Raw genomic sequence first — 18,387 nt, 5'->3', positions numbered from 1 at the left:
ATTCCTGCCTTACAGCAAATTGAACGTCGTCTCTTTCACGTTCTCCGAATCCAGGCCGATCATCAGCTTGAACTCGCCCGCCTCGGCCGCGTACTTCAGCGACGGGTTGAAGAACTTCAGGTCTTCTTCGGTCAGGGTGAAGCTCACGGATTTCTCTTCCCCGGGGTTCAGCATGACTTTCTGGAAATTCTTCAGCTCTTTGACCGGGCGGCTGATCGATGCGGCGACGTCGCGCAGGTACAGCTGAACCACGGTTTCACCGGCGACCTTGCCGGTGTTCTTGACCATGACGCTGGCAGTCAGCTTGTCCTTGCGGGTCATCTTGTTGATCGACAGGGTGATGTCCGACACGCTGAACTGCGTGTAGCTCAGACCATAACCGAACGGGAACAGCGGGCTGGTCGGCTCTTCGAAGTAGTTCGAGGTGTAGTTCGAGTCGTTCGGGCGGTACGGGCGACCGGTGTTCAGGTGGTTGTAATAGGCTGGCACCTGACCCACGGAGCGTGGGAAGGTCATCGGCAGTTTGCCGGACGGGTTGTAGTCGCCGAACAGCACGTCAGCCAAGGCATTGCCGCCTTCTGTGCCGAGGAACCAGCTTTCCACCATGGCGTCGGCCAGTTCGTTTTCTTCACCCAGCGCCAGCGGCCGACCATTCATCAGCACCAGCACCAGCGGTTTGCCTGTGGCCTTGAGCGCGCGGATCAGGTCCCGTTGACGGCCCGGTATTACCAGGTCGACACGGCTCGCCGCTTCGTGGGACATGTTGCGCGACTCACCCACAACGGCAACCACCACGTCCGCCTGCTGCGCGGCCTTGACCGCTTCGTCGATCATCTCCTGCTCGGGACGCGGGTCGATGGCGATCTGGTCGTCCATCTTGTTCAGGTAAGTGATGGCGTGCTGGTTGTCGGTGATGTTGGAGCCCAGTGCATAAACCAGCTTGGCCTTGTCACCGACCGCCGCCGCAATGCCGTCATAAGCGTTGACGGTCTGACGCGCCAGCCCGGCCGCTGACCAACTGCCCATCATGTCCATCGAGCTCTTGGCCAGCGGACCGATCACGGCGATGGTGCCTTGCTTCTTCAGCGGCAGGGTGTCGTTCTGGTTCTTCAGCAGCACGACGCTCTTGCGCGCAACGTCGCGGGCTTCGGCACGGTGCAGACGGTTTTCGGCGTTGCGGTCGGCCGGGTCATCCACTGCCGCGCCGATGCGCAGGTACGGGTTGGCGAACAGGCCCATTTCCCACTTGGCGCCGAGCACTTCACGCACGGCGTTATCGACTTCTTTGACCGACACTTCGCCGCTCTTTACCAGGTCCGGCAGTTCTTCGCCGTAGGCCTTGTCGTTCATGCTCAGGTCGACGCCGGCCTTGATCGCCAGCTTGGCGGCTTCGCGGAAGTCCTTGGCCACGCCGTGGTCGATCAATTCCTTGATCGCGCCGTGGTCGCTGACGGTAACGCCCTTGAAGCCCCAATCCCTGCGCAAGACATCCTGCAGCAGCCAGGCGTTGGACGTGGAAGGCACGCCGTTGATGGAATTGAGCGCGATCATCACGCCGCCTGCGCCGGCATCAATCGATGCGCGGTAGGGCGGCAGGTAGTCCTGCTGCATGCGCACCGGGCTCATGTCGACGGTGTTGTAGTCGCGACCGCCCTCGACCGCGCCATACAGGGCGAAGTGTTTGACCACCGCCATGATGCTGTTGGGCGCCTGCATGCTGGTGCCCTGAAACGCGCGGGTCATGGTGGCGGAGATGCGCGACACCAGGTAGGTGTCTTCGCCGAAGCCTTCGGAGCTGCGGCCCCAGCGCGCGTCGCGGGTGATGTCGACCATGGGCGCGAAGGTCATGTCCACGCCGTCGGCGGCGGCTTCGATCGCTGACACGCGACCGGTGCGGGTGATGGCGTTCATATCCCAGGTCGACGCGAGACCCAGGCTGATCGGGAATACGGTGCGCTGGCCGTGGACGACGTCGTAGGCGAAGAACATGGGGATCTTGTTGCGGCTGTGCCCGGCGGCGTCCTGCATGGCGCGGTTGTCCGGCAGCACGACGGAGTTGAACGTGCCGCCGATGCGGCCTGCGGTGATTTCCTTGAGAATTTCCGGCTTGGGCATCTCCGGGCCGATGCTGATCAGGCGCAGTTGACCGATCTTCTCCTCCAGGGTCATTTGCTTCATCAGGTTGGCGATGAATGCATTCTTGGCTTGCAGCGTGGAGGGGGGGCCAACGCCAGTGGTGGCGTTTTCGGCCCAGGCGGACTGACTGACCAGGCCGATGACGAGACTCAGGAAACACAGCTTATTCATGAATGGTTTTCTCAAGGCGTTGCCGGCAACTCGCACGTAATACCGGTCAGCCGTTGTTATAGGTGTCGAACCTTTGGTTTTTTATTGTCGTCAGGACGGCAACGCCGCTGAACTCCTGCCTCATATGAGCATCAGTAGCGCAACGAGTTTTATCTGATTGTGGCCCGGCAATCCAGAGCCCCGACAACGCGATGGGGCGGGATTATGCCGGGGATCGTCCGGTTTGGCTAAAGTCATGACTGACAGGATTAACTATTGATGAGTACAGGGAGCACGCACGCCATGCAAACAGAGCGTTATGACCACAGCCGGGGCAGTCGTTACAAATTGTCACTGGCGTTGATGATGCTGCTGACGACCCTGTTGTCCGGCTGCGGGATCAACAACATTCCGACCTACGACGAGCAGGTCAAGGCTGCCTGGGCCCAGGTGCAGAACCAGTATCAGCGCCGCGCCGACCTGATCCCCAACCTGGTGGAAACGGTGAAGGGCTACGCCAAGCAAGAGCAGGACACCCTGACCGCAGTCATCGAAGCGCGTGCCAAGGCGACGTCGATTCAGGTGGACGCCAGTACGCTGAACGATCCGGCCAAGCTCAAGCAGTTCCAGGACGCACAAGGTCAGCTGACCGGCGCATTGAGCCGTTTGATGGTGGTCTCGGAGCGCTATCCGGACCTCAAATCCAACCAGAACTTCCTCGCGCTGCAGTCCCAGCTTGAAGGCACGGAAAACCGTATCGCGGTGGCCCGTCGCGACTTCATCACGGCGGTCGAGCGTTACAACACCGAGATCCGCACCTTCCCGGGCCGTCTGTGGCATACCGTGATGTACAGCGATCTGCCGGTGCGTCCGAACTTCGAAGCCACTGCCGCTGACGCTGACAAAGCGCCACAAGTGAAATTCTGATGGGACGCGCGCGGCGGGGAGTGCTGGTCGCGTTACTGGCGATGTCGGTGGGCGTATTTGCCCAGTGGGCGCAAGCCGACCTCACGTTTCCGCCGCTGACCGGGCGCGTCGTTGACACCGCCGGGATGATCGACGGCCCGAGCAAAGAGCATCTCGAACAGATGCTGCGCGCCCATGAAGAGCTGACCACCGAGCAGGTGGTGGTGGTCACATTGCCAGACCTGCAGAGCTCGACCATTGAGGACTACGGCTATCAGCTCGGTCGTCACTGGGGCATCGGCCAGAAGGGCAAGGACAACGGCGCTCTGTTGGTGGTCGCCCGGGACGAGCGCAAGGTGCGCATCGAAGTGGGTTACGGCCTGGAAGATCGCCTGACCGATGCGCAGTCGTCGGTGATCATCAATCAGATCATCACCCCGGCGTTCCGTCAGGGTGACTTCGTCGGCGGTATCACCAAAGGCGCCGAGGCGATGGTCCAGGTGCTCGGCGGCGATCCCCTTGCCGAGCCCGCCGTCGGCGCCACCGGCAGCACAGCGGCAAGCGAGGACGAAGGCGTCGACTGGAAAGTGACCCTGCTGTTTCTGGTGCTGTTCGTGGTCATCAGTTACATCAGCGCCCGTTCCGGGCGAGGCAGGTCCATCGGCTCCGGGGGCGGCTTTGGCGGTCTCGGTTCCGGCGGCTTGGGCGGCTTGGGCGGCTCAGGCGGCTTTGGTTCCGGGGGCTCTGGCTCTGGCTCAGGCGGTATGCGCGGTGGCGGTGGTGGATTTGGCGGGGGCGGTGCCTCCGGTGGCTGGTAGTTGTTCGCTCAGGAAGGGTTTGCTTGCATGACATTGCTCAATAAAGACGAACAACAGCGGGTTGCCCACGCCATCGAGACCGTCGAGCGTCAGACCGACGCGGAACTGGTGACGGTGCTGGCCACCAGCGCTGACGACTACACCTACGTGCCGCTGATCTGGGCCGGGGTCATCGCGTTGCTCGTACCGGGGCTGATCAACCTGCTGACGGGCTGGCTCAGCGCCAATCATCTGCTGCTGGTGCAGGTTGTCACGTTCATCGTGGTGGCGCTGGTGTGCCGGCTGCCGGGCATCACCACGCGGCTGGTGCCTGTTCGCGTGCGGCACTGGCGGGCGGGCAATCTGGCGCGTCGGCAGTTTCTTGAGCAGAACCTGCACGCCACCGCCAATGGCACCGGCGTGCTGATTTTTGTCAGCGAGGCCGAGCGTTATGTTGAGATCATCGTCGACGACGGCATAGCCCGGCGCGTGGACAACGAAGTCTGGCGCTCGATGGTCGAGACCTTCACCCGGCAGGTAAAGGACGGCCGGATTGTGGAAGGCTTTATGGGGTGCATTACTTCGTGCGGCGAGGTGCTGAGCGAGCAGGTGCCCGTGACCCAGGCGCGCAACGAGTTGCCAAACCGGTTAGTGGTGTTGGGGTGATCTGATCGTTCCCGCGCTCCGCGTGGAAATGCCTCTGCTGACCCTCCGCGTCATTTAATTGCACCTACCGCTCTCGACCCGCCTAAAATAGCGCCTCGCATTTCCGCTCCCGAGGCGCTTTCCGATGTCCGTTACCGCACCCGCCACCGTTCCTGCGCAGGATCACCGCGCTCAGTTCCTGAGTCTGCTGGACACCTGTCTGACGCAAAATTCGCTGATCAAACTGGTGCTGGCCAAGTACGTCGGAAGCGAAGCGGAATTGCAGCGGGTCAGCATCAAGCCCGTCACGGTCAAGGATCAGCCGTGCCTGTCCTTCGTCTATCGCTACAAGACCCGCGACATCACCAAGAATCACCCCCTCGCCGAGGCGCAGACGCTGATCGCCAGCCTGCTGCCCGAGTCATTCAAGAACGCTCATCTGCTGTCGCTCACCGATGAAGTGCAGCTGGAGTTCAGCAAGAAGGGCAAGAGCACGCTATTCCGCAACAAGGCCCAGCAGGAGCGCGAAGCCCCGACCGCCGAGCATGACCGCGAGAAAAAGCGTTACCTGGAACTGAGCCGGCCATTCCTGACTGATCTTGGTGTGACCAACAAGCAGCACGAGCTGATTCCGGCGATGTCACGCAAGTGGAAGCAGATCAACAAGTTCATCGAGGTGTTTTCCCACGCGCTGGTGACCTCGCCGATCACGCTGGACAAACCGCTGACGGTCGCGGATTTCGGCTCGGGCAAGGGTTATCTGACCTTTGCCATCCACGATTACCTGCGCAACACCTTGCAGGCTGAAGGCAACGTCACCGGCGTCGAGCTGCGCGAGGACATGGTCACGCTGTGCAACAACGCTGCCGCGCGGCTGGAGCATCCGGGGCTGGTGTTCAAGTGCGGTGACGTGCGTTCGGTGGCGCCCAGCGAACTGGACGTGATGATCGCCTTGCACGCCTGCGACATCGCCACCGACTACGCGATTCACACCGGTATCCGCTCGGGCGCCTCGATCATCATGTGCTCGCCGTGCTGCCACAAACAGATCCGCCTGCAGATCCAGAGCCCGACGCTGCTCAAGCCGATGCTGCAATACGGTTTGCACATGGGCCAGCAGGCCGAAATGGTCACCGATGCCTTGCGAGCGTTGCTGCTGGAAGCGTGCGGCTATGAAACCAAGGTCTTCGAGTTCATCTCGCTGGAGCACACCAACAAGAACAAGATGATTCTGGCGGTCAAGCGCGCCACCCCGGCGGATCCGGCTGAGCTGCTGGCGGAGATTCAGGAGCTGAAAGTGTTCTACGGCATTCAGGAGCAGTGCCTGGAGCGCTTGCTCCAGACGGATGGCCTGCTGGGTTAGACGCGAGCGGCGGCGACCGGCTTGGGCGCGATCACCGCCGTTTTACGCCCGATGGCCAGCGTAACCACGACACCGGCGGCGAAGATCCAGGTCGTCGGGTCGATGTGCTCACCGAAAAACAGCGCCGAGAAGGCCATGGTGAAAAACAGCTGCACCAGCTGAATCTGACTGACCCGCGCGATGCCGCCCATGGCCAGCCCGGCATACCAGGCGAAGAAGCCAATAAATTGCGAGAACAGCGACACGTAACCGAAGGCCCACCAGGTGCCGGGAGAAATCGGCCCCTGATGCTGCCACGCCAGATAGCTGACGGGCACGATCAGCACCGGGATCGAAATCACTAGCGCCCAGCAGATCACCTGCCAGCCACCCATCTCCTTGGCCAAGCGGCCGCCTTCGGCATAACCCAGCCCGCCAATCGCCACCGCGGCGACCATCAGCAGATCACCGGCCTGAAGATTGCCGGCCCCGCTGATCAGCGCGTAACCCAGCACCAGAACGCTGCCCATGGCGGCGCAGGCCCAGAAGGCTTTCGACGGGCGCTCGTGGGAGAGCCATGCGGCGTAGATGGCGACCAGCAGTGGTTGCAGGCCATTGACCAGCGCGCCGTGGGAGGCGGGCAGGGTTTTCATGGCCCAGGCTGACAGCACCGGGAAACCGACGATCACCCCCAGCGCCACCACCATCAGCGCCTTGAACTGCGCGCGGGTCGGCCATTTTTCTCTGCGCCACAGCAGTAACGCCGCCGCTGGCACCGCCGCGAACAGGGCGCGGCCCAGGCCGTTGAGCAAAGGATGGATTTCCTGCACCACGATGCGGGTCATGGGCAGTGTCAGGCTGAAGATCACCACGCCGATCAGTCCGAGGACCATTCCGGTGTTTTCCCGAGAGGACATAAGGGGCGTGCCTTGTTCTTGTTGGTGCGAAACGCGTGCTCATTCAGCCACAGAGGCGGCATGGGGGCCATTTACAGATGCGTGCGGAATCGTCCATACACTTCGTCCGTTCGATCAGTAGCGCTCAAGCCGGCCTCTTCCCGGCTGAAGCCGGTCCTATATTTCAATTGCGTGCATTCAGCCGGACTGGCGGGCGCCCTCATTGCAGGACCGGCTTCAGCCGGGAAGCGGGCGAGGGCGGAAATGCCGTTTTCGAGGATTTTGCGGCTGTGGGATGAATCGCTCTAAATGTTGGTGCAGAAGTTGAATGCAACGTTCCTGCAACAGTTTGAAGGTCAAATTGGTGCCGTCGAATTCAGCCAGGAGAGCCATCGTGTCGGTTATCGAAAAATGGGCGTTGCAGGGTGTCGTGGTATTCCTTTTCGCATGGATGGCGACGGTGGCGGCTCACTGGTCAGGCAGCGTCGTGCACACGACAAGCAGCGACCGACTCGCCGCTCTCAGCAGCATGCGCCTGACCACCGAATCGGTTGCCACCAGCGTCAATAAACACACGCAGGGTGGGGCAGTGGTGGTGGGGTCGTTGTCGGAAGGTAACGAATAAAGGGCAGCGGCTGGGAAGATTTGAAGCGGTGAGTAATTGGAAGACCGGACCTGTAGGGTCCGGTTTTTGTTTTTGTCATCAGAGTTTGTACTGGGGAAAAAATTTCTCTAGTATCCCGCCATGGCTACCGTACATAACAATCGCAACTGAAAGATCAAAATCTATCCGGACGACCATGCGCCACCCCATTTCCATGTCCAGACGCCTGACGGGGAGTCACTCGTGCAGATTGACGGTTTAAGGGTCTTAGGCAGGGGCGCTGAGGGGAAGGCGCTGAAAGAAGCGCTGCAGTGGGCCAGGAATCATACCCGGGACTTGTGGCGTATCTGGTATGAGCAGAATCGGAGGACTTGAGGCATGACCAGCAAATTACGCATCGTCGCTGCACAACCTGTCGCGAACAGCCGCTCGTTGATCCTCGACTGGAACAACGGCAACCGTCATACCGTTGATTTGTCGGCCTACATCGACCAATTTGAAGCGCTGGTGCCGCTGAAGGATGAAACGCTGTTCAGTCAGGTGACTGTGGGTGATTGGGGGTTCGACGTGTCGTGGGGGAATGATGTCGAGCTGTCTGCGTCGACGCTTCACCGGCTCGCGCTGGAGCAGGCCGGTGAAGTCATGCCGACGCGCGACTTCAAACAGTGGATGGCAAAGAACAACCTCTCGCTCTCGGCAGCGGCCATCGAGCTGGGCTTTACGCGTCGAACCATTACTGCTTACAGCAGCGGTGCTGCACTTATCCCCAAGCACGTGGCATTGGCCTGTCGGGGTTGGGAATATGAGCACTCGCCGCGCTAACCCTCAACTCTTCTTTAACTCCAACGCTTCCATCAGCCTTGCCACCGGCACCGCAAGCGTCGGATCGCCCAGCGGATGGGTCGTGGCGTTGAAGAAGGCCAGCTCGATGTTCTGCCCTTCAAACAGTTCGCTGTAGCGGCGTTTCTGGTGCTGGATGAAGGCGTCACTGCGCGGCAATACCGAGATGGCGATGCGCTTGGGACGGGCCTGGAGAATGGCGTTGAGAATGTGTCGATCCTGCTTGCCCAGCGAGTGGCCGAAGACGCATAGCGCGCCCTCATGCTGCGCCAGTTGGGCGTGGCAAAACGACAGATAGTCCGAACCGCGGATGATCTTCATCTTGTCGTCGCTAGGGCCCTCACAGACAAACAGCGGCACATCTTCCAGCGCGTTGATCGCGAAACTGCCCAGCAGCGTGCTCTCCGAAGACAGCAACTTGCGCGCCGTGCCATCGAAGTTCTTCACCAGGTGCATGCCGCCATGCAGGTACAAAATGCGCGTGGCGTGGCTGTCGGTGCGGTGCAGGTTGAACACAGCGTCATCGTCGTACAGATCATCGAACGGCTGCGCGCCATGCATCGCTGCCCAGTACGCCAGCAGGTCGTAGTTGGTGGAGTACACCGTCTGATAATGGCTCAGGGCTTCGCTGATCTTGCCAATAGTCGCCGCCTCCATCAGGCGCCACGGAATATGCGCCGAGCGGATGCCATGAATCAGGGCTTCCTTGATCGCGAAATAGCGGTTGCGTGGCGATGACGAACCAATCGTCAGCGCCGCGTTGACCCGCATCGCGACTTTCAAGCCGCTGAGTACGGGCTCGAAATTCTCCGTTTCCATGGATTTGAACAGCGCCAGCTCGGTGGCGCTCAAGGGTTTGTTGCGCGTGGTCTGCGCCAGCTCGAACAGCGAGTCGTAGGCGAAGTTCTTCCACACGGCAAGACTGGCACCGTTGCCCAGCAGCAATCCCGAGCAGGGATTGACGGCTTGCAGCGTGTTCCAGTCGGCCAGTTCGGCATCAAAATCCGTGAATTCCATCATCTCGCTTCGCTTTCAGGTGAGCAGGTACTGACCGGACGCCAGAACGGAGGGGACTTATAGAAACCCAGGTCGGCATTGTCAACGCGGCATCCCGGCTTCGAACAATTTGAGGAGGGTGCCGCTGGTCTCGGTAACGTCTATAGAGTGAATGACGGGTGTAAGGTTTAATCCGACAACCCATAACACTCTCTTGAATGAGAGGAGATGACCATGCATACCGCAATGCTCAGCAAGACGCACTTCAACGGTTACGATGTGATTAACGTGAACAACGGGCCTTGGCGGGTCTGCACCCACCGTGATCGATTAGGCTCATTCTCCACGCGCGAAGAAGCCATGGCGTTTGCGGCCTCCTTGCCAGCCTATCAAGAGCGAACAGCGTTATTACCTGCCGCCAAAGCGCACTAATGACACGACTCGTCGCCATTTGAGCTCTGGTGTTGCCGGAGCTCAATCGGCCGGATAGCAACTCGTGAACTGCACTATCCATTTGCGAAGTTTCATGCAGCCTGCACGATTTCGCATTTTCCCTGTTCGTCTAACTGCTTGATTCACTGAGCTTTTGGATAACTCGCTACATCGGCACGGTCGATGCAACTCTCATCACGAACCTGCAGGGTCGGCGCTTAGATCGATCCGCTTACCGTGATCCAGAGGAAACAACATGAACGCCATCGAACTGTTGAAAGCCGACCATGAACGCGTAAAAGCCATCTTGACCCAACTGAGCGAGTCCACCGAGCGCGGCGTTAAAAAGCGCACTGACTTGCTGGCCAAACTGGAGATGGAAATCACCATCCATACCAAGATCGAGGAAGAAATTCTCTATCCGGCGTTTAAAGAGGCGGGCGGCAAAGAGCAGGACATCATGTACTACGAAGCCAAGGAAGAGCACCGCACCGTTGACGCTCTGGTGCTGCCGGACCTCAAGCAAACTGACCCTGCCACCCCGGAATTTTCGGGTCGTGTGAAAGTGGTCAAAGAGCTGCTGGAGCACCACATCGAGGAAGAAGAGGAAGAGATGTTCCCGCAGGCTGAAAAGTTGCTGGGCAAGAAGAAGCTGGAAGAGCTGGGTGCGCAGATGGAAGCGATGAAGGCTGAGTACAAGAAGTCCCTGTCGTCGCCGAGCATTGCAGCGTAAGCGTTGATGGAATGAATAAGCCCGGAGTTTTCCGGGCTTTTTTGTGGGTGAAAGTTTTAGTCCGGTTTACTGGTGCAGCGCACTTACTTGCCTCTTCCCGGCTGAAGCCGGTCCCACAAAAAACGCGAGCTTTGTATACCTGTGTATCCAGACCCCCTGCCGATACGTGCTGACTGAAAGCTCGCCCCCAGCGACACATTGCAGATACGTGCAGCCCATTCAATGGTTCACAGCGAAGAGCGGGGCCAGGCGTTAGCTACCCCGGTCAAGGCCCGACTATGAATGCACACTGAGGAAGCACCCCATGAACAGAATCAACACGGCATTGCTGCTAAGCGTTTTTACGGCGGGCGCCCTGGTGCTGGGCGTTGCCGGTGCGGCTCAGGCGGCACCGGTGAAGAACATCGTGCTGGTGCACGGCGCCTTTGTGAACGGGTCGGGCTGGAAGCCGGTTTACGAGATCCTGCGCAAGGACGGGTACAACGTCTCGATCGCTGAACACCCACTGACTTCCTTCACCGATGACGTGACTGCCGTCAAGCGCATCGTTGACCAGCAGGATGGCCCGACGATTCTGGTCGGTCACAGTTATGGTGGCGCGATCATCACGGATGTCGGCAATGACGCTCATGTTGTGGGCCTGGTGTACATCGCCGCCCACGCACTGGATCAGGGTGAAACCGAAGCGCAGAACGGCAAGCTGTACCCCAATGCCACCAAAGCGGTGAAGAAAACCGCTGACGGCTTCCTCTCCCTTGACCCAGCGTTCTATCCGGCGGACTTCGCGGCTGACCTGCCCAAGGCTCATGCTGAATTCGAAGCCATTTCCCAGGAGCCGACCGCGGCGTCAGTGTTTACCACACCCGCTGGCGTGCCCGCGTGGAAAACCAAGCCTAGCTGGTACGCAGTGGCCGGGGCAGACCGGATCATCAACCCGGACCTTGAGCGCATGTACGCCAAGCGTGCCAACAGCCACACCATCGAGATCAAAGGCGCCAGTCACTCGGTGTACCAGTCCCGTCCGCAGGAAGTGGCCGCGTTGATCGAACAGGCAGCGACCCACGCGGCGGATTGACGCATCGCACCCACGACTGGCCTGCAACCCTTGCAACGTCCAAGGCTCACTTGTGAATCAGGCCACGTCGAAAGCGTCCGAGCCGCATATCAGCTCCACCGGCATCGGTTGCAAACGGCCGATCATGGGTTTGGCAAACAGATAGCCCTGCATCAGCTCGACGCCCAGATCCAGCAGGGCGTCGCGCTCTTCGCAGGTCTCGATGCCTTCGGCCACGACGGTGATTCCCAGCCGCTTCGAAACCAGCACAATCCCTTCAACAATCGCCCGACGCACGGCGTCCTGATCGATGTCACGGGTGAGCGCCATATCGATCTTCAGCACCTGTGGTTGAAACATCGCCAACATGTTGAGGCCGGAATAACCTGATCCGAAGTCATCAATAGCGGTGGTGAAACCTTGCCGCTCGTACTCTTCGAAAATGGATTTGAGATGATTCGGATCATCTACACGCTCACCTTCGGTGACTTCGAACATGAGCCGATCCACCGGAAAATCGAACGTCCGAGATGCCTCAAGCGTTGCCCGAATGCACGTCTCTGCGCGGTACACCGCTTTGGGCAGGAAATTGATACTCAGCTTGCAGTCTGGAATCGCGCGCAGGCCCAGCTGGGTAGCGAGCTCAATGGCCCTGACCCGGCACGCCTGATCGAAACGGTAGCGGTTGCCGTCGTTGACCTGACCCAGGATGAACGCGGCGGACTCGCCATTGACACCACGGACCAGCGCCTCATAAGCGAAGGGCGCCCCGGTGGTGACATTGAAAATAGGTTGGAAAGCCATGGTGAAGTCGAAGCCCAGCCCTTCGAGATTTCGACACTCAGCGCAGCCAATGGATTCGAAGGTTGCCAAGGGGATATGTTGCATGATCGTCACTGCCTTGAGATTTCGTCGCTCGATGGATGAATTTTGAGCAACTGGTTTCTCTGTATCGGCAGTCGGCGCGGAATCTGTGATGCGGATTTGCAGCAGGGGATTAACGGTAACGAAATCGGTGCCTGAGAAGGCGGCGGTATGAGTCGGTCTTTTAGAAGACGAGGCAGGAATCGAGCTTGATTCAGAGCGAGGAGGGCGGCTGAAAAGCCCGGAAACACTGGGGGAGATGGAGCGGGTAGAGGGAATCGAACCCTCAACTAAAGCTTGGGAAGCTTTCGTTTTGCCACTAAACTATACCCGCTTTTAACCTGACGCCTTTGGAGCGGCTGACTTTGTACCAGATGCCGCGTGTTAATTGAAGCGTTATATGCCGCACCTGCCAAATGCCATCTAGCCAACCCCTGATTCGCCGTCCAGTGGCACTCATCAGGGGCCGCAACAGACCCAGTCCTTTCCCGTCTGCTGCCCTCTCATTTCCCATTCCAATCACACCGCAAACGCCTGTTGCAACTGACCCGTTCTGTAATGAATGCGCCGGGGTTCGGGCGCGGGCGTCAGAAACCCATGCAGGGCATCTTTCGATGCCAGGCACGCGGCCTTGCTCTCCATGTCGAGAAAGTGCCCCGCATCCTGAATGGTGCTGAAATGGCAGTCTCGAATGTAGTGGGCGAAGTGCCGGGCGTCGGCAGCCGAGGTGTACTCGTCCCACACACCGTTCATGAACAGCACCGGCACATTGATGCGCCTGGCGGCTTTCATCTGCGGATGATTGCTCGCGTCCAGCACATGGTTGATGTGGTGGTGCATCTGCGCGTACTCGTGCAGATCCAGGGAGCTGACGTGCTTGTGGTTGTAGCGCTTGAACAGAGAAGGCAGGTGTTTGCCCAGCGTGCTGTTGAGTAACTCACCGACGCCATGGCGATTGTAGGCGGCGAAGTGTTGCCCGCCGCGCTCGAGGTAGTCGCGCAGCGGGTCGCTGATGACAGGGGAGAACGAGCTGATCACGGCTTTCTCGATGCGCTTGGGCCGATGCGCCAGGGCGACCAGCGCCGCCGCGCCACCCCATGAAAACGACAGCAGCAGTTCGGCGTTGAAGTGGTCGATGAGCTCCAGAAGCAACTGACCTTCCAGCTCCTTGGTCAGGGGGCGTTCATGGGCATTGTGGGGTTTTGATTTGCCGGCGTAAGGCGGGTCGTACAGCACGACGTTGAATTGCGGGTGAAGGTTGCGCACGGTTTGAGCGAAGGAGGTGGTCGTGGCGAGCGAGCCATTGACCAAAATGATGGTCTTCTCGGCGGCGTCTGCGCGATAGAGCTCCGTGTAAACCCGGAACTGGCCTTGTATGTCCAGCACAGCGATTTCTGGCTTCATCTCCATGTCTCCTGACGAAAAAACGGGGTGCGCGTAGAGACGTTGCACGCGTTTCGTGACAGGTAGGCAATTGGACGCAGGTTTCAGATCAACGCAATTTCGTCGGGCCTCAGGGCTCTGTACTGTCCGGGGGCCAGCGCCGGGTCGAGTTTCAGCGGTCCCATGCTCTCGCGGTGCAGCCGGGTCACCTTGTTGTCGAAGTGGCCGAACATGCGTTTGACCTGATGGTAACGCCCTTCCACGATGCTCAGCCGGGCGCGATGACTGCCCAGAATCGTCAGCTCGGCAGGCTGTGTCGTCAGGTCTTCAAACGCGAAATAAAAACCTTCAGCAAATTTTTCGACGTAGTGCGCACCGATGTCGTCTTCGGTCTCGACGTCATAGACCTTCGCCAGTTTGGTGATCGGCTGCGTCAGGCGGCGCGACCACTGCCCATCGTTGGTGATAAGCATCAGCCCGGAGGTGTTGAAATCCAGGCGGCCGGCGATGTGCAGGTCGTCCTTGTCGGGCTCCTCAAGCAGGTCGAGCACGGTGGGGTGCTGCGGATCGACGGTTGCGCTGACGCAGCCCTGGGGTTTGTGCAGCATGAAATACCGGGCGGGTTTGCCGAGCTGAAGGACTTCGTCGTCGATCCGTACCTGACTGAACTCGCGGACTTCGTGCAGCGGGTTTTTTACCAGCAACCCGTCGACCTGCACGCGGCCTGCGATCAGTGCCAGTCGTACCTCTTTGCGGCTGAAGCGCGGCAGGTTGCTGAGGAAACGGTCAAGACGCATCGCGAATCTTCGCCCCAACGCCTGCGCACTGCGGACACAGACATGCCTGTCCACGCACCTCTTCGGGCAGCGCTGCCAATAGCGCCGGGTCGATCTCGGCGGTAAAACACCAGCAGGCTTGATCCACTGTGCGCGGATCAGCCAGGGTGCAGCGGTTACTGGCGCCGCAAACGGGGCAGATGCTCGTGTCGATGATGTGAGTGTCCATGTAGAGCGCCGCCTTTGAGTGCCGCCAATGCTAGCGCGCGGCCCTGTCTCGCGCCATGAGCATGTGATCCCGGGCAACGCGCCTACGGGGTAATCGGCGACTGGCCTTGCGGGGCGACGAAAGAGGGCGCGCGCCCCAGCATAGAACCCACGGCAGGACAGCGGCAATGCACCAGCAGGATGTTGTCGTAGTGAATGCCCTGCCGACTCAGTTCGCCGAACAGATCCTCCAGGGTCGGGCGGGTCATACCGAACCGGTTGCGCACGGTCAGCACATCCATGGGCGTTGCAGGGAGCAGGCTGGGCAGCGGCGGTTGATGACTGTTGCGCACGATCTGGCTGATGTCCCGATAACTTTCATAGTGCTCGCTCTGAAATTTCGCCAGGGTGTAGTTCTTGATGCGTCCGGGCAGCGAGGTGCCGGCCATCAGCGTGTCCCGGGCGAACATGTCCGGAAAGGGCCCGACGCCGGGGCCGGGCACCGGCTGCGCAGTGTTCAGCAGGGCGTAGGGCCGCACCGACTGGCTGGCGATCCGGTGCAGCATCGGGTCGACCAGCTCGTGACCGTGGGGCGCGTAAGTTCGCAGTTCGGTGCCGTTGGGAATGGCCGTCGTGCGCGTCCACGGCAAGTAGTAGCCGTGGCTGCTGACGACCAGGGTGCGTGCCTGGGTCCGGTCCGATGTCCACAGCAGAAATTTGCGCCCCAGCTTCCACACTTGAACCGACGACGTGCCGAATTCGGCATTACCCGCCACGCTCCACGTCTTCATCAGGCCCGCTCCATTGAAGAATGGCTTGAGCAGCGTTTTGCGTGGGTGGGTCGCCCTGCGCAGCCAGTCGCCGAAATTGCGTGCCGGCAGCGCAGTCTTCACTCGACTCAGCCCTCGGCCCAGTGCTGTGGCAGGCGCTGCGAGTTTGCGGAACGCCTGAAAAAGTCGTGGCGTGGCCGGTGCCATGTGCAACAGCCCCAGAGACAGAATGGCGAACATCACCTGGCGCCGTTCCTCCTGACGGTCGCCGGGGAGGTTGGCGGCCTGAATGCCCAGCGCAACGCTGGCCGCGCTGGCCGTCAGCGCCGCAACGGAGGCTGCCGGTACCAAGAGCGCCATCGGTGCCAGCAGCAGTTGCAGGCGATTGAGGTGTTGAATCCAGGCGCCGAGTGCCTGCTCGCGGTCGGTCACGATGCTGTCCTCGGCGTCGTACTGGCTGTTAAGACGCAGGCCCTCACAGATGAACGCCATGGACGAACCGGACACTTCCTGCTCGCACAGTTCACGCTGCCGGGCGGCATGGGTGTCCGGGCTGTAGAGCGGCTCGGTCCAGGGGCGCAGGATCGACACCGGTTCGGCCGGCGCTCGGAGCCCGCCACACAGTTCGAGGATATAACCGAGCCTGGCGTGAAAACGGCGCGGCATGTAATTGAGCACGGTCTCGCGCCATGCAGGGTTGGCGGCAGCGGTAGTCAGGTGGTCGATGAGCTGCTGACGATCATTGAATGGCACGAACGGCGTGGACTGCCCGGCCTGATAAAGCACCCCGCCTTCCTGGTGTGGCGCGCTGATCATCAGCAAGCCCACGCAGGGAGGGCAGTGGGAGTTCGGTGGCAGTCCGCTGCTGACGTGAAAGCCCACAGCGCTCCAGCGGATCCGTTTTGCAACGAGAAGCGGCGCCTCTGGCGCAGGCACCTGCTGGGCCTGCTCCACGGCATCGATCACCCTCTGGAAACTGTCCATGGAAAGATCGCCGCTCTTGAGGGCCAGCAGCGCCTGGCTGACGAAGGTCGACCAGAGCGAACGCTCGATGTCAGTGCGTTGCTGCCGCCAGAACTGATTGAGTCGATGCTGCATGAGTCCCAGAAAATCGACGCCCTGAATGTACGCCTCGACGCTGGCGGCGCTGATGTTCAATTCCGCCTCGGGCGACCAGGCCCCGTTTCCGCTCGGATCTGCGTAGACGACCCAGCGACCGCCTTCATCATCGTAGCCCTGGGGCTGAAGCGCCCTGAACCGGCTCAACAGTGCCTGACTCAGCGTGACGGGCGTTTCGTCCAGCGTGACAATCACGTTCGCCGCTGCGATTCGCGGGTGCCCCCACGGCGTCCTTGACGTGCCGGGCAGGTAGCGGATGAATACACGCCGGGGGTCTGTGATCGGCGTGTGCGTTTGCTTCAACGGGACGGGCTTGAGTCGGGGGGACACCTGCCTGAGCCACTGGCCCATGAGCCGGTTTGCGAACCCGAGCGGGGTCGGGATTCGCGCCAGCAGCGGCTCATGGTGCTGCCAGTGATCGAGGGCGCTGACCAGTGCCAGTGCCGGCTCGATGGGCATGAGCGCCGCGTGATCGTCGTCGATGAATGCGTCGGTTGATTCAACCGCATCGATGCCCGTCAGTCGCTCAGCGCAAAAGCGTTGCTGGGCGACACGCAGTTGAGTGAATACGTCGTCCGAAGGCGCCGCCAGCGTGAGGGTGATTTGCGTGCCATCGAGCGAAAGATTCAGCCGATGCCAGGCCGATGCGTTGATCGCCTCCAGCACCTTGTCCGCTTTCCAGGGCGCGTCATCGCTGATGTACTCATGGCACAGGGGCGCGCTGCCCAGCACGTGGACATAACAATGCCCCGTGGTATTGGAGCGCAGATGGAAGATACCGGGGATGATCTCGCCGTTCAGCGCCACCCCGCGCACGACCGAGCGTGCCGGCGGTCCGGCCGACTGCAGGTCCTGAACACCAAGCGGGAAACGTGTGAGCCCCAGCGCATCGAGTGCGAGCAGATGGCCCTCGTTATCGATGCGCTTGCGCGACTGCAAACGGGTCACACCGTCAAGAAACGCCAGCTCGGCGAGCCTCTTCCATGTGTCGCCGTGATGCTCCCAGAATTGACGTTGCACCTGCTCATATTCCAGTGTCCATCGGGCTTCGATGAGCAGCTCGAAAAACGCCGAGACGGTCAGGGTGGGCGTCGACGCCGACAGCGGGCGATCAGCCTCGGCGCAGCGTCGAAGGGCGAGGAGTCCGGGCGGATTCAGCGTCTCCCGGCCCAGCTCGCGTAACGTCAGGCGCAGCTCGAAACGCTCCCGACCGTCGGTTTCCACGGCCGGCTCCAGCGCGGTGCTAAAACTGACGTGCAGCTCATCAAGGTCAATGGGCGTGCCAAATCTGGCCTGTAGCGTTTCCTCCAGCCGCCGGTCCAGATGGCGGACGACCGAGGGCGGAAACGCCAGATCGAGTTGCCAGGCCTTCAACACCCAGACCGATCCGTACAACAACTCGGCGACCGGGCTGACGGCCTGGCGCATCAAGCGCTTGTGGTTAATCCCGTGAGCTTCGCTGGCGGGCGCGGCGGCGTGCTCCGGGGATTCAGCCGGGCGCAAAGGTTCCGCGAACGGCGAAACGCTGAAATCCCCGCCATTGGGCAGGGTGTCGTTGGAAAGGAGATCAAGGCCGCTCGCGGAATCAGAGCTGCTGCGGTCGTTCATGAAAAATCGCGCCACGTGGAAAGATGCCCACTATGGCGCGATGCCGGGTGGCAATGGCGGTAACTATGTATCGCGTATGCCACCGCGTCTTATGCCTCTATGAAAGCTGCAAGCGTTAAGCCGCAAGCT

The 18,387-nt window shown here is 60.5% G+C and carries 18 protein-coding genes and 1 tRNA gene; 10 read left to right on the top strand and 9 right to left on the bottom strand.

Annotation, left to right across the window (positions count from 1 at the left end):
* Positions 1-9 precede the first annotated feature (9 nt).
* Positions 10-2,307: a beta-glucosidase BglX gene (gene bglX / locus AC07VF_RS02760; RefSeq protein ID WP_495008649.1), complete on the bottom strand. Its 2,298-nt coding sequence runs from the start codon at positions 2,305-2,307 to the stop codon at positions 10-12.
* Between the two features lie 342 nt (positions 2,308-2,649).
* Between bglX and AC07VF_RS02755 the strand changes: the two genes are divergently transcribed.
* The 4 genes from AC07VF_RS02755 to AC07VF_RS02740 all read left to right on the top strand — a co-directional run bounded on the left by AC07VF_RS02755 (position 2,650) and on the right by AC07VF_RS02740 (position 5,997).
* Positions 2,650-3,213, top strand: coding sequence for a LemA family protein (locus AC07VF_RS02755; RefSeq protein ID WP_420793016.1), 564 nt, complete (start codon positions 2,650-2,652; stop codon positions 3,211-3,213).
* Entirely contained in the window at positions 3,213-4,010 is a 798-nt protein-coding gene (locus AC07VF_RS02750; protein WP_495008650.1) for a TPM domain-containing protein, read from the top strand. Before AC07VF_RS02755 ends, AC07VF_RS02750 begins: the two co-directional genes overlap by 1 nt.
* A gap of 27 nt (positions 4,011-4,037) precedes the next feature.
* The gene (locus AC07VF_RS02745; RefSeq protein WP_423572276.1) at positions 4,038-4,655 is read left to right on the top strand and encodes a TPM domain-containing protein; all 618 of its coding nucleotides are present in this window, start codon (positions 4,038-4,040) and stop codon (positions 4,653-4,655) included.
* 124 nt (positions 4,656-4,779) lie between these two features.
* On the top strand, positions 4,780-5,997 hold the full coding sequence (locus AC07VF_RS02740) for a class I SAM-dependent methyltransferase (RefSeq protein WP_495008651.1): 1,218 nt from the start codon (positions 4,780-4,782) through the stop codon (positions 5,995-5,997).
* Here the strand turns inward: AC07VF_RS02740 and AC07VF_RS02735 are convergent.
* Complete coding sequence (locus tag AC07VF_RS02735) at positions 5,994-6,893, bottom strand: DMT family transporter (RefSeq protein WP_495008652.1); 900 nt, start codon at positions 6,891-6,893, stop codon at positions 5,994-5,996. The genes AC07VF_RS02740 and AC07VF_RS02735 overlap by 4 nt on opposite strands.
* 373 nt (positions 6,894-7,266) lie before the next feature.
* Here AC07VF_RS02735 and AC07VF_RS02730 point away from each other — a divergent pair, with 373 nt between their 5' ends.
* From AC07VF_RS02730 to AC07VF_RS02720, 3 genes are all read left to right on the top strand, one after another.
* On the top strand, positions 7,267-7,497 hold the full coding sequence (locus AC07VF_RS02730; protein WP_192171667.1) for a hypothetical protein: 231 nt from the start codon (positions 7,267-7,269) through the stop codon (positions 7,495-7,497).
* A gap of 153 nt (positions 7,498-7,650) precedes the next feature.
* Positions 7,651-7,851, top strand: a complete 201-nt coding sequence (locus tag AC07VF_RS02725; RefSeq protein WP_495031049.1) for a DUF4160 domain-containing protein — start codon at positions 7,651-7,653, stop codon at positions 7,849-7,851.
* Between the two features lie 3 nt (positions 7,852-7,854).
* Positions 7,855-8,298, top strand: coding sequence for a DUF2442 domain-containing protein (locus AC07VF_RS02720; RefSeq protein ID WP_495008653.1), 444 nt, complete (start codon positions 7,855-7,857; stop codon positions 8,296-8,298).
* Between the two features lie 3 nt (positions 8,299-8,301).
* Here AC07VF_RS02720 and AC07VF_RS02715 read toward each other — a convergent pair whose 3' ends face one another.
* Positions 8,302-9,333 (bottom strand): DUF4917 family protein, encoded by a 1,032-nt coding sequence (locus AC07VF_RS02715; protein WP_495008777.1) that lies wholly within the window; start codon positions 9,331-9,333, stop codon positions 8,302-8,304.
* Between the two features lie 213 nt (positions 9,334-9,546).
* On the opposite strand from AC07VF_RS02715, the gene AC07VF_RS02710 reads away from it, so the two are divergent.
* The 3 genes from AC07VF_RS02710 (at position 9,547) to AC07VF_RS02700 (ending at position 11,552) form a co-directional block, all read left to right on the top strand.
* The gene (locus tag AC07VF_RS02710) at positions 9,547-9,744 is read left to right on the top strand and encodes an SPOR domain-containing protein (protein ID WP_192171886.1); all 198 of its coding nucleotides are present in this window, start codon (positions 9,547-9,549) and stop codon (positions 9,742-9,744) included.
* 256 nt (positions 9,745-10,000) lie between these two features.
* On the top strand, positions 10,001-10,477 hold the full coding sequence (locus AC07VF_RS02705; protein ID WP_346627110.1) for a PA2171 family ribosome-binding persister protein: 477 nt from the start codon (positions 10,001-10,003) through the stop codon (positions 10,475-10,477).
* Positions 10,478-10,781: 304 nt separating this feature from the next.
* Positions 10,782-11,552, top strand: a complete 771-nt coding sequence (locus AC07VF_RS02700; RefSeq protein ID WP_495008654.1) for an alpha/beta hydrolase — start codon at positions 10,782-10,784, stop codon at positions 11,550-11,552.
* Between the two features lie 57 nt (positions 11,553-11,609).
* On the opposite strand, the gene AC07VF_RS02695 is transcribed toward AC07VF_RS02700, so the two are convergent.
* The 6 genes from AC07VF_RS02695 to AC07VF_RS02670 form a co-directional block, all read right to left on the bottom strand.
* The gene (locus AC07VF_RS02695) at positions 11,610-12,419 is read right to left on the bottom strand and encodes an EAL domain-containing protein (RefSeq protein ID WP_495008778.1); all 810 of its coding nucleotides are present in this window, start codon (positions 12,417-12,419) and stop codon (positions 11,610-11,612) included.
* Positions 12,420-12,655: 236 nt separating this feature from the next.
* Positions 12,656-12,729, bottom strand: a tRNA-Gly gene (locus AC07VF_RS02690).
* A 185-nt stretch (positions 12,730-12,914) separates the two neighbouring features.
* Positions 12,915-13,799 carry an alpha/beta fold hydrolase gene (locus tag AC07VF_RS02685; RefSeq protein ID WP_495008655.1) on the bottom strand — a complete coding sequence of 295 codons (885 nt, stop codon included), beginning with the start codon at positions 13,797-13,799 and terminating at the stop codon, positions 12,915-12,917.
* A gap of 83 nt (positions 13,800-13,882) precedes the next feature.
* Positions 13,883-14,575: a pseudouridine synthase gene (locus AC07VF_RS02680; RefSeq protein WP_495008656.1), complete on the bottom strand. Its 693-nt coding sequence runs from the start codon at positions 14,573-14,575 to the stop codon at positions 13,883-13,885.
* Entirely contained in the window at positions 14,565-14,783 is a 219-nt protein-coding gene (locus tag AC07VF_RS02675) for a cysteine-rich CWC family protein (RefSeq protein WP_192171658.1), read from the bottom strand. The genes AC07VF_RS02680 and AC07VF_RS02675 overlap by 11 nt, the downstream gene beginning before the upstream one ends.
* 82 nt (positions 14,784-14,865) lie before the next feature.
* Positions 14,866-18,258 (bottom strand): dermonecrotic toxin domain-containing protein, encoded by a 3,393-nt coding sequence (locus AC07VF_RS02670; RefSeq protein ID WP_495008657.1) that lies wholly within the window; start codon positions 18,256-18,258, stop codon positions 14,866-14,868.
* Between the last annotated feature and the right edge of the window lie 129 nt (positions 18,259-18,387).

Source organism: Pseudomonas sp. GW821-FHT02H06 (genome assembly GCF_059421525.1).
The sequence above is the reverse complement of the archived record's forward strand: the minus strand, read 5'-3'. Positions and strand labels throughout refer to the sequence as shown.

What these genes read in the sequence shown, in the direction of transcription:
- AC07VF_RS02685 (WP_495008655.1), bottom strand. Translation starts at nt 13,799, where the DNA reads ATGAAGCCAGAAATCGCTGTGCTGGACATACAAGGCCAGTTCCGGGTT.
- AC07VF_RS02670 (WP_495008657.1), bottom strand. Translation starts at nt 18,258, where the DNA reads ATGAACGACCGCAGCAGCTCTGATTCCGCGAGCGGCCTTGATCTCCTT.
- AC07VF_RS02675 (WP_192171658.1), bottom strand. Translation starts at nt 14,783, where the DNA reads ATGGACACTCACATCATCGACACGAGCATCTGCCCCGTTTGCGGCGCC.
- bglX (WP_495008649.1), bottom strand. Translation starts at nt 2,307, where the DNA reads ATGAATAAGCTGTGTTTCCTGAGTCTCGTCATCGGCCTGGTCAGTCAG.
- AC07VF_RS02735 (WP_495008652.1), bottom strand. Translation starts at nt 6,893, where the DNA reads ATGTCCTCTCGGGAAAACACCGGAATGGTCCTCGGACTGATCGGCGTG.
- AC07VF_RS02755 (WP_420793016.1), top strand. Translation starts at nt 2,650, where the DNA reads ATGATGCTGCTGACGACCCTGTTGTCCGGCTGCGGGATCAACAACATT.
- AC07VF_RS02740 (WP_495008651.1), top strand. Translation starts at nt 4,780, where the DNA reads ATGTCCGTTACCGCACCCGCCACCGTTCCTGCGCAGGATCACCGCGCT.
- AC07VF_RS02720 (WP_495008653.1), top strand. Translation starts at nt 7,855, where the DNA reads ATGACCAGCAAATTACGCATCGTCGCTGCACAACCTGTCGCGAACAGC.
- AC07VF_RS02710 (WP_192171886.1), top strand. Translation starts at nt 9,547, where the DNA reads ATGCATACCGCAATGCTCAGCAAGACGCACTTCAACGGTTACGATGTG.
- AC07VF_RS02705 (WP_346627110.1), top strand. Translation starts at nt 10,001, where the DNA reads ATGAACGCCATCGAACTGTTGAAAGCCGACCATGAACGCGTAAAAGCC.
- AC07VF_RS02680 (WP_495008656.1), bottom strand. Translation starts at nt 14,575, where the DNA reads ATGCGTCTTGACCGTTTCCTCAGCAACCTGCCGCGCTTCAGCCGCAAA.
- AC07VF_RS02700 (WP_495008654.1), top strand. Translation starts at nt 10,782, where the DNA reads ATGAACAGAATCAACACGGCATTGCTGCTAAGCGTTTTTACGGCGGGC.
- AC07VF_RS02750 (WP_495008650.1), top strand. Translation starts at nt 3,213, where the DNA reads ATGGGACGCGCGCGGCGGGGAGTGCTGGTCGCGTTACTGGCGATGTCG.
- AC07VF_RS02715 (WP_495008777.1), bottom strand. Translation starts at nt 9,333, where the DNA reads ATGGAATTCACGGATTTTGATGCCGAACTGGCCGACTGGAACACGCTG.
- AC07VF_RS02745 (WP_423572276.1), top strand. Translation starts at nt 4,038, where the DNA reads ATGACATTGCTCAATAAAGACGAACAACAGCGGGTTGCCCACGCCATC.
- AC07VF_RS02695 (WP_495008778.1), bottom strand. Translation starts at nt 12,419, where the DNA reads ATGCAACATATCCCCTTGGCAACCTTCGAATCCATTGGCTGCGCTGAG.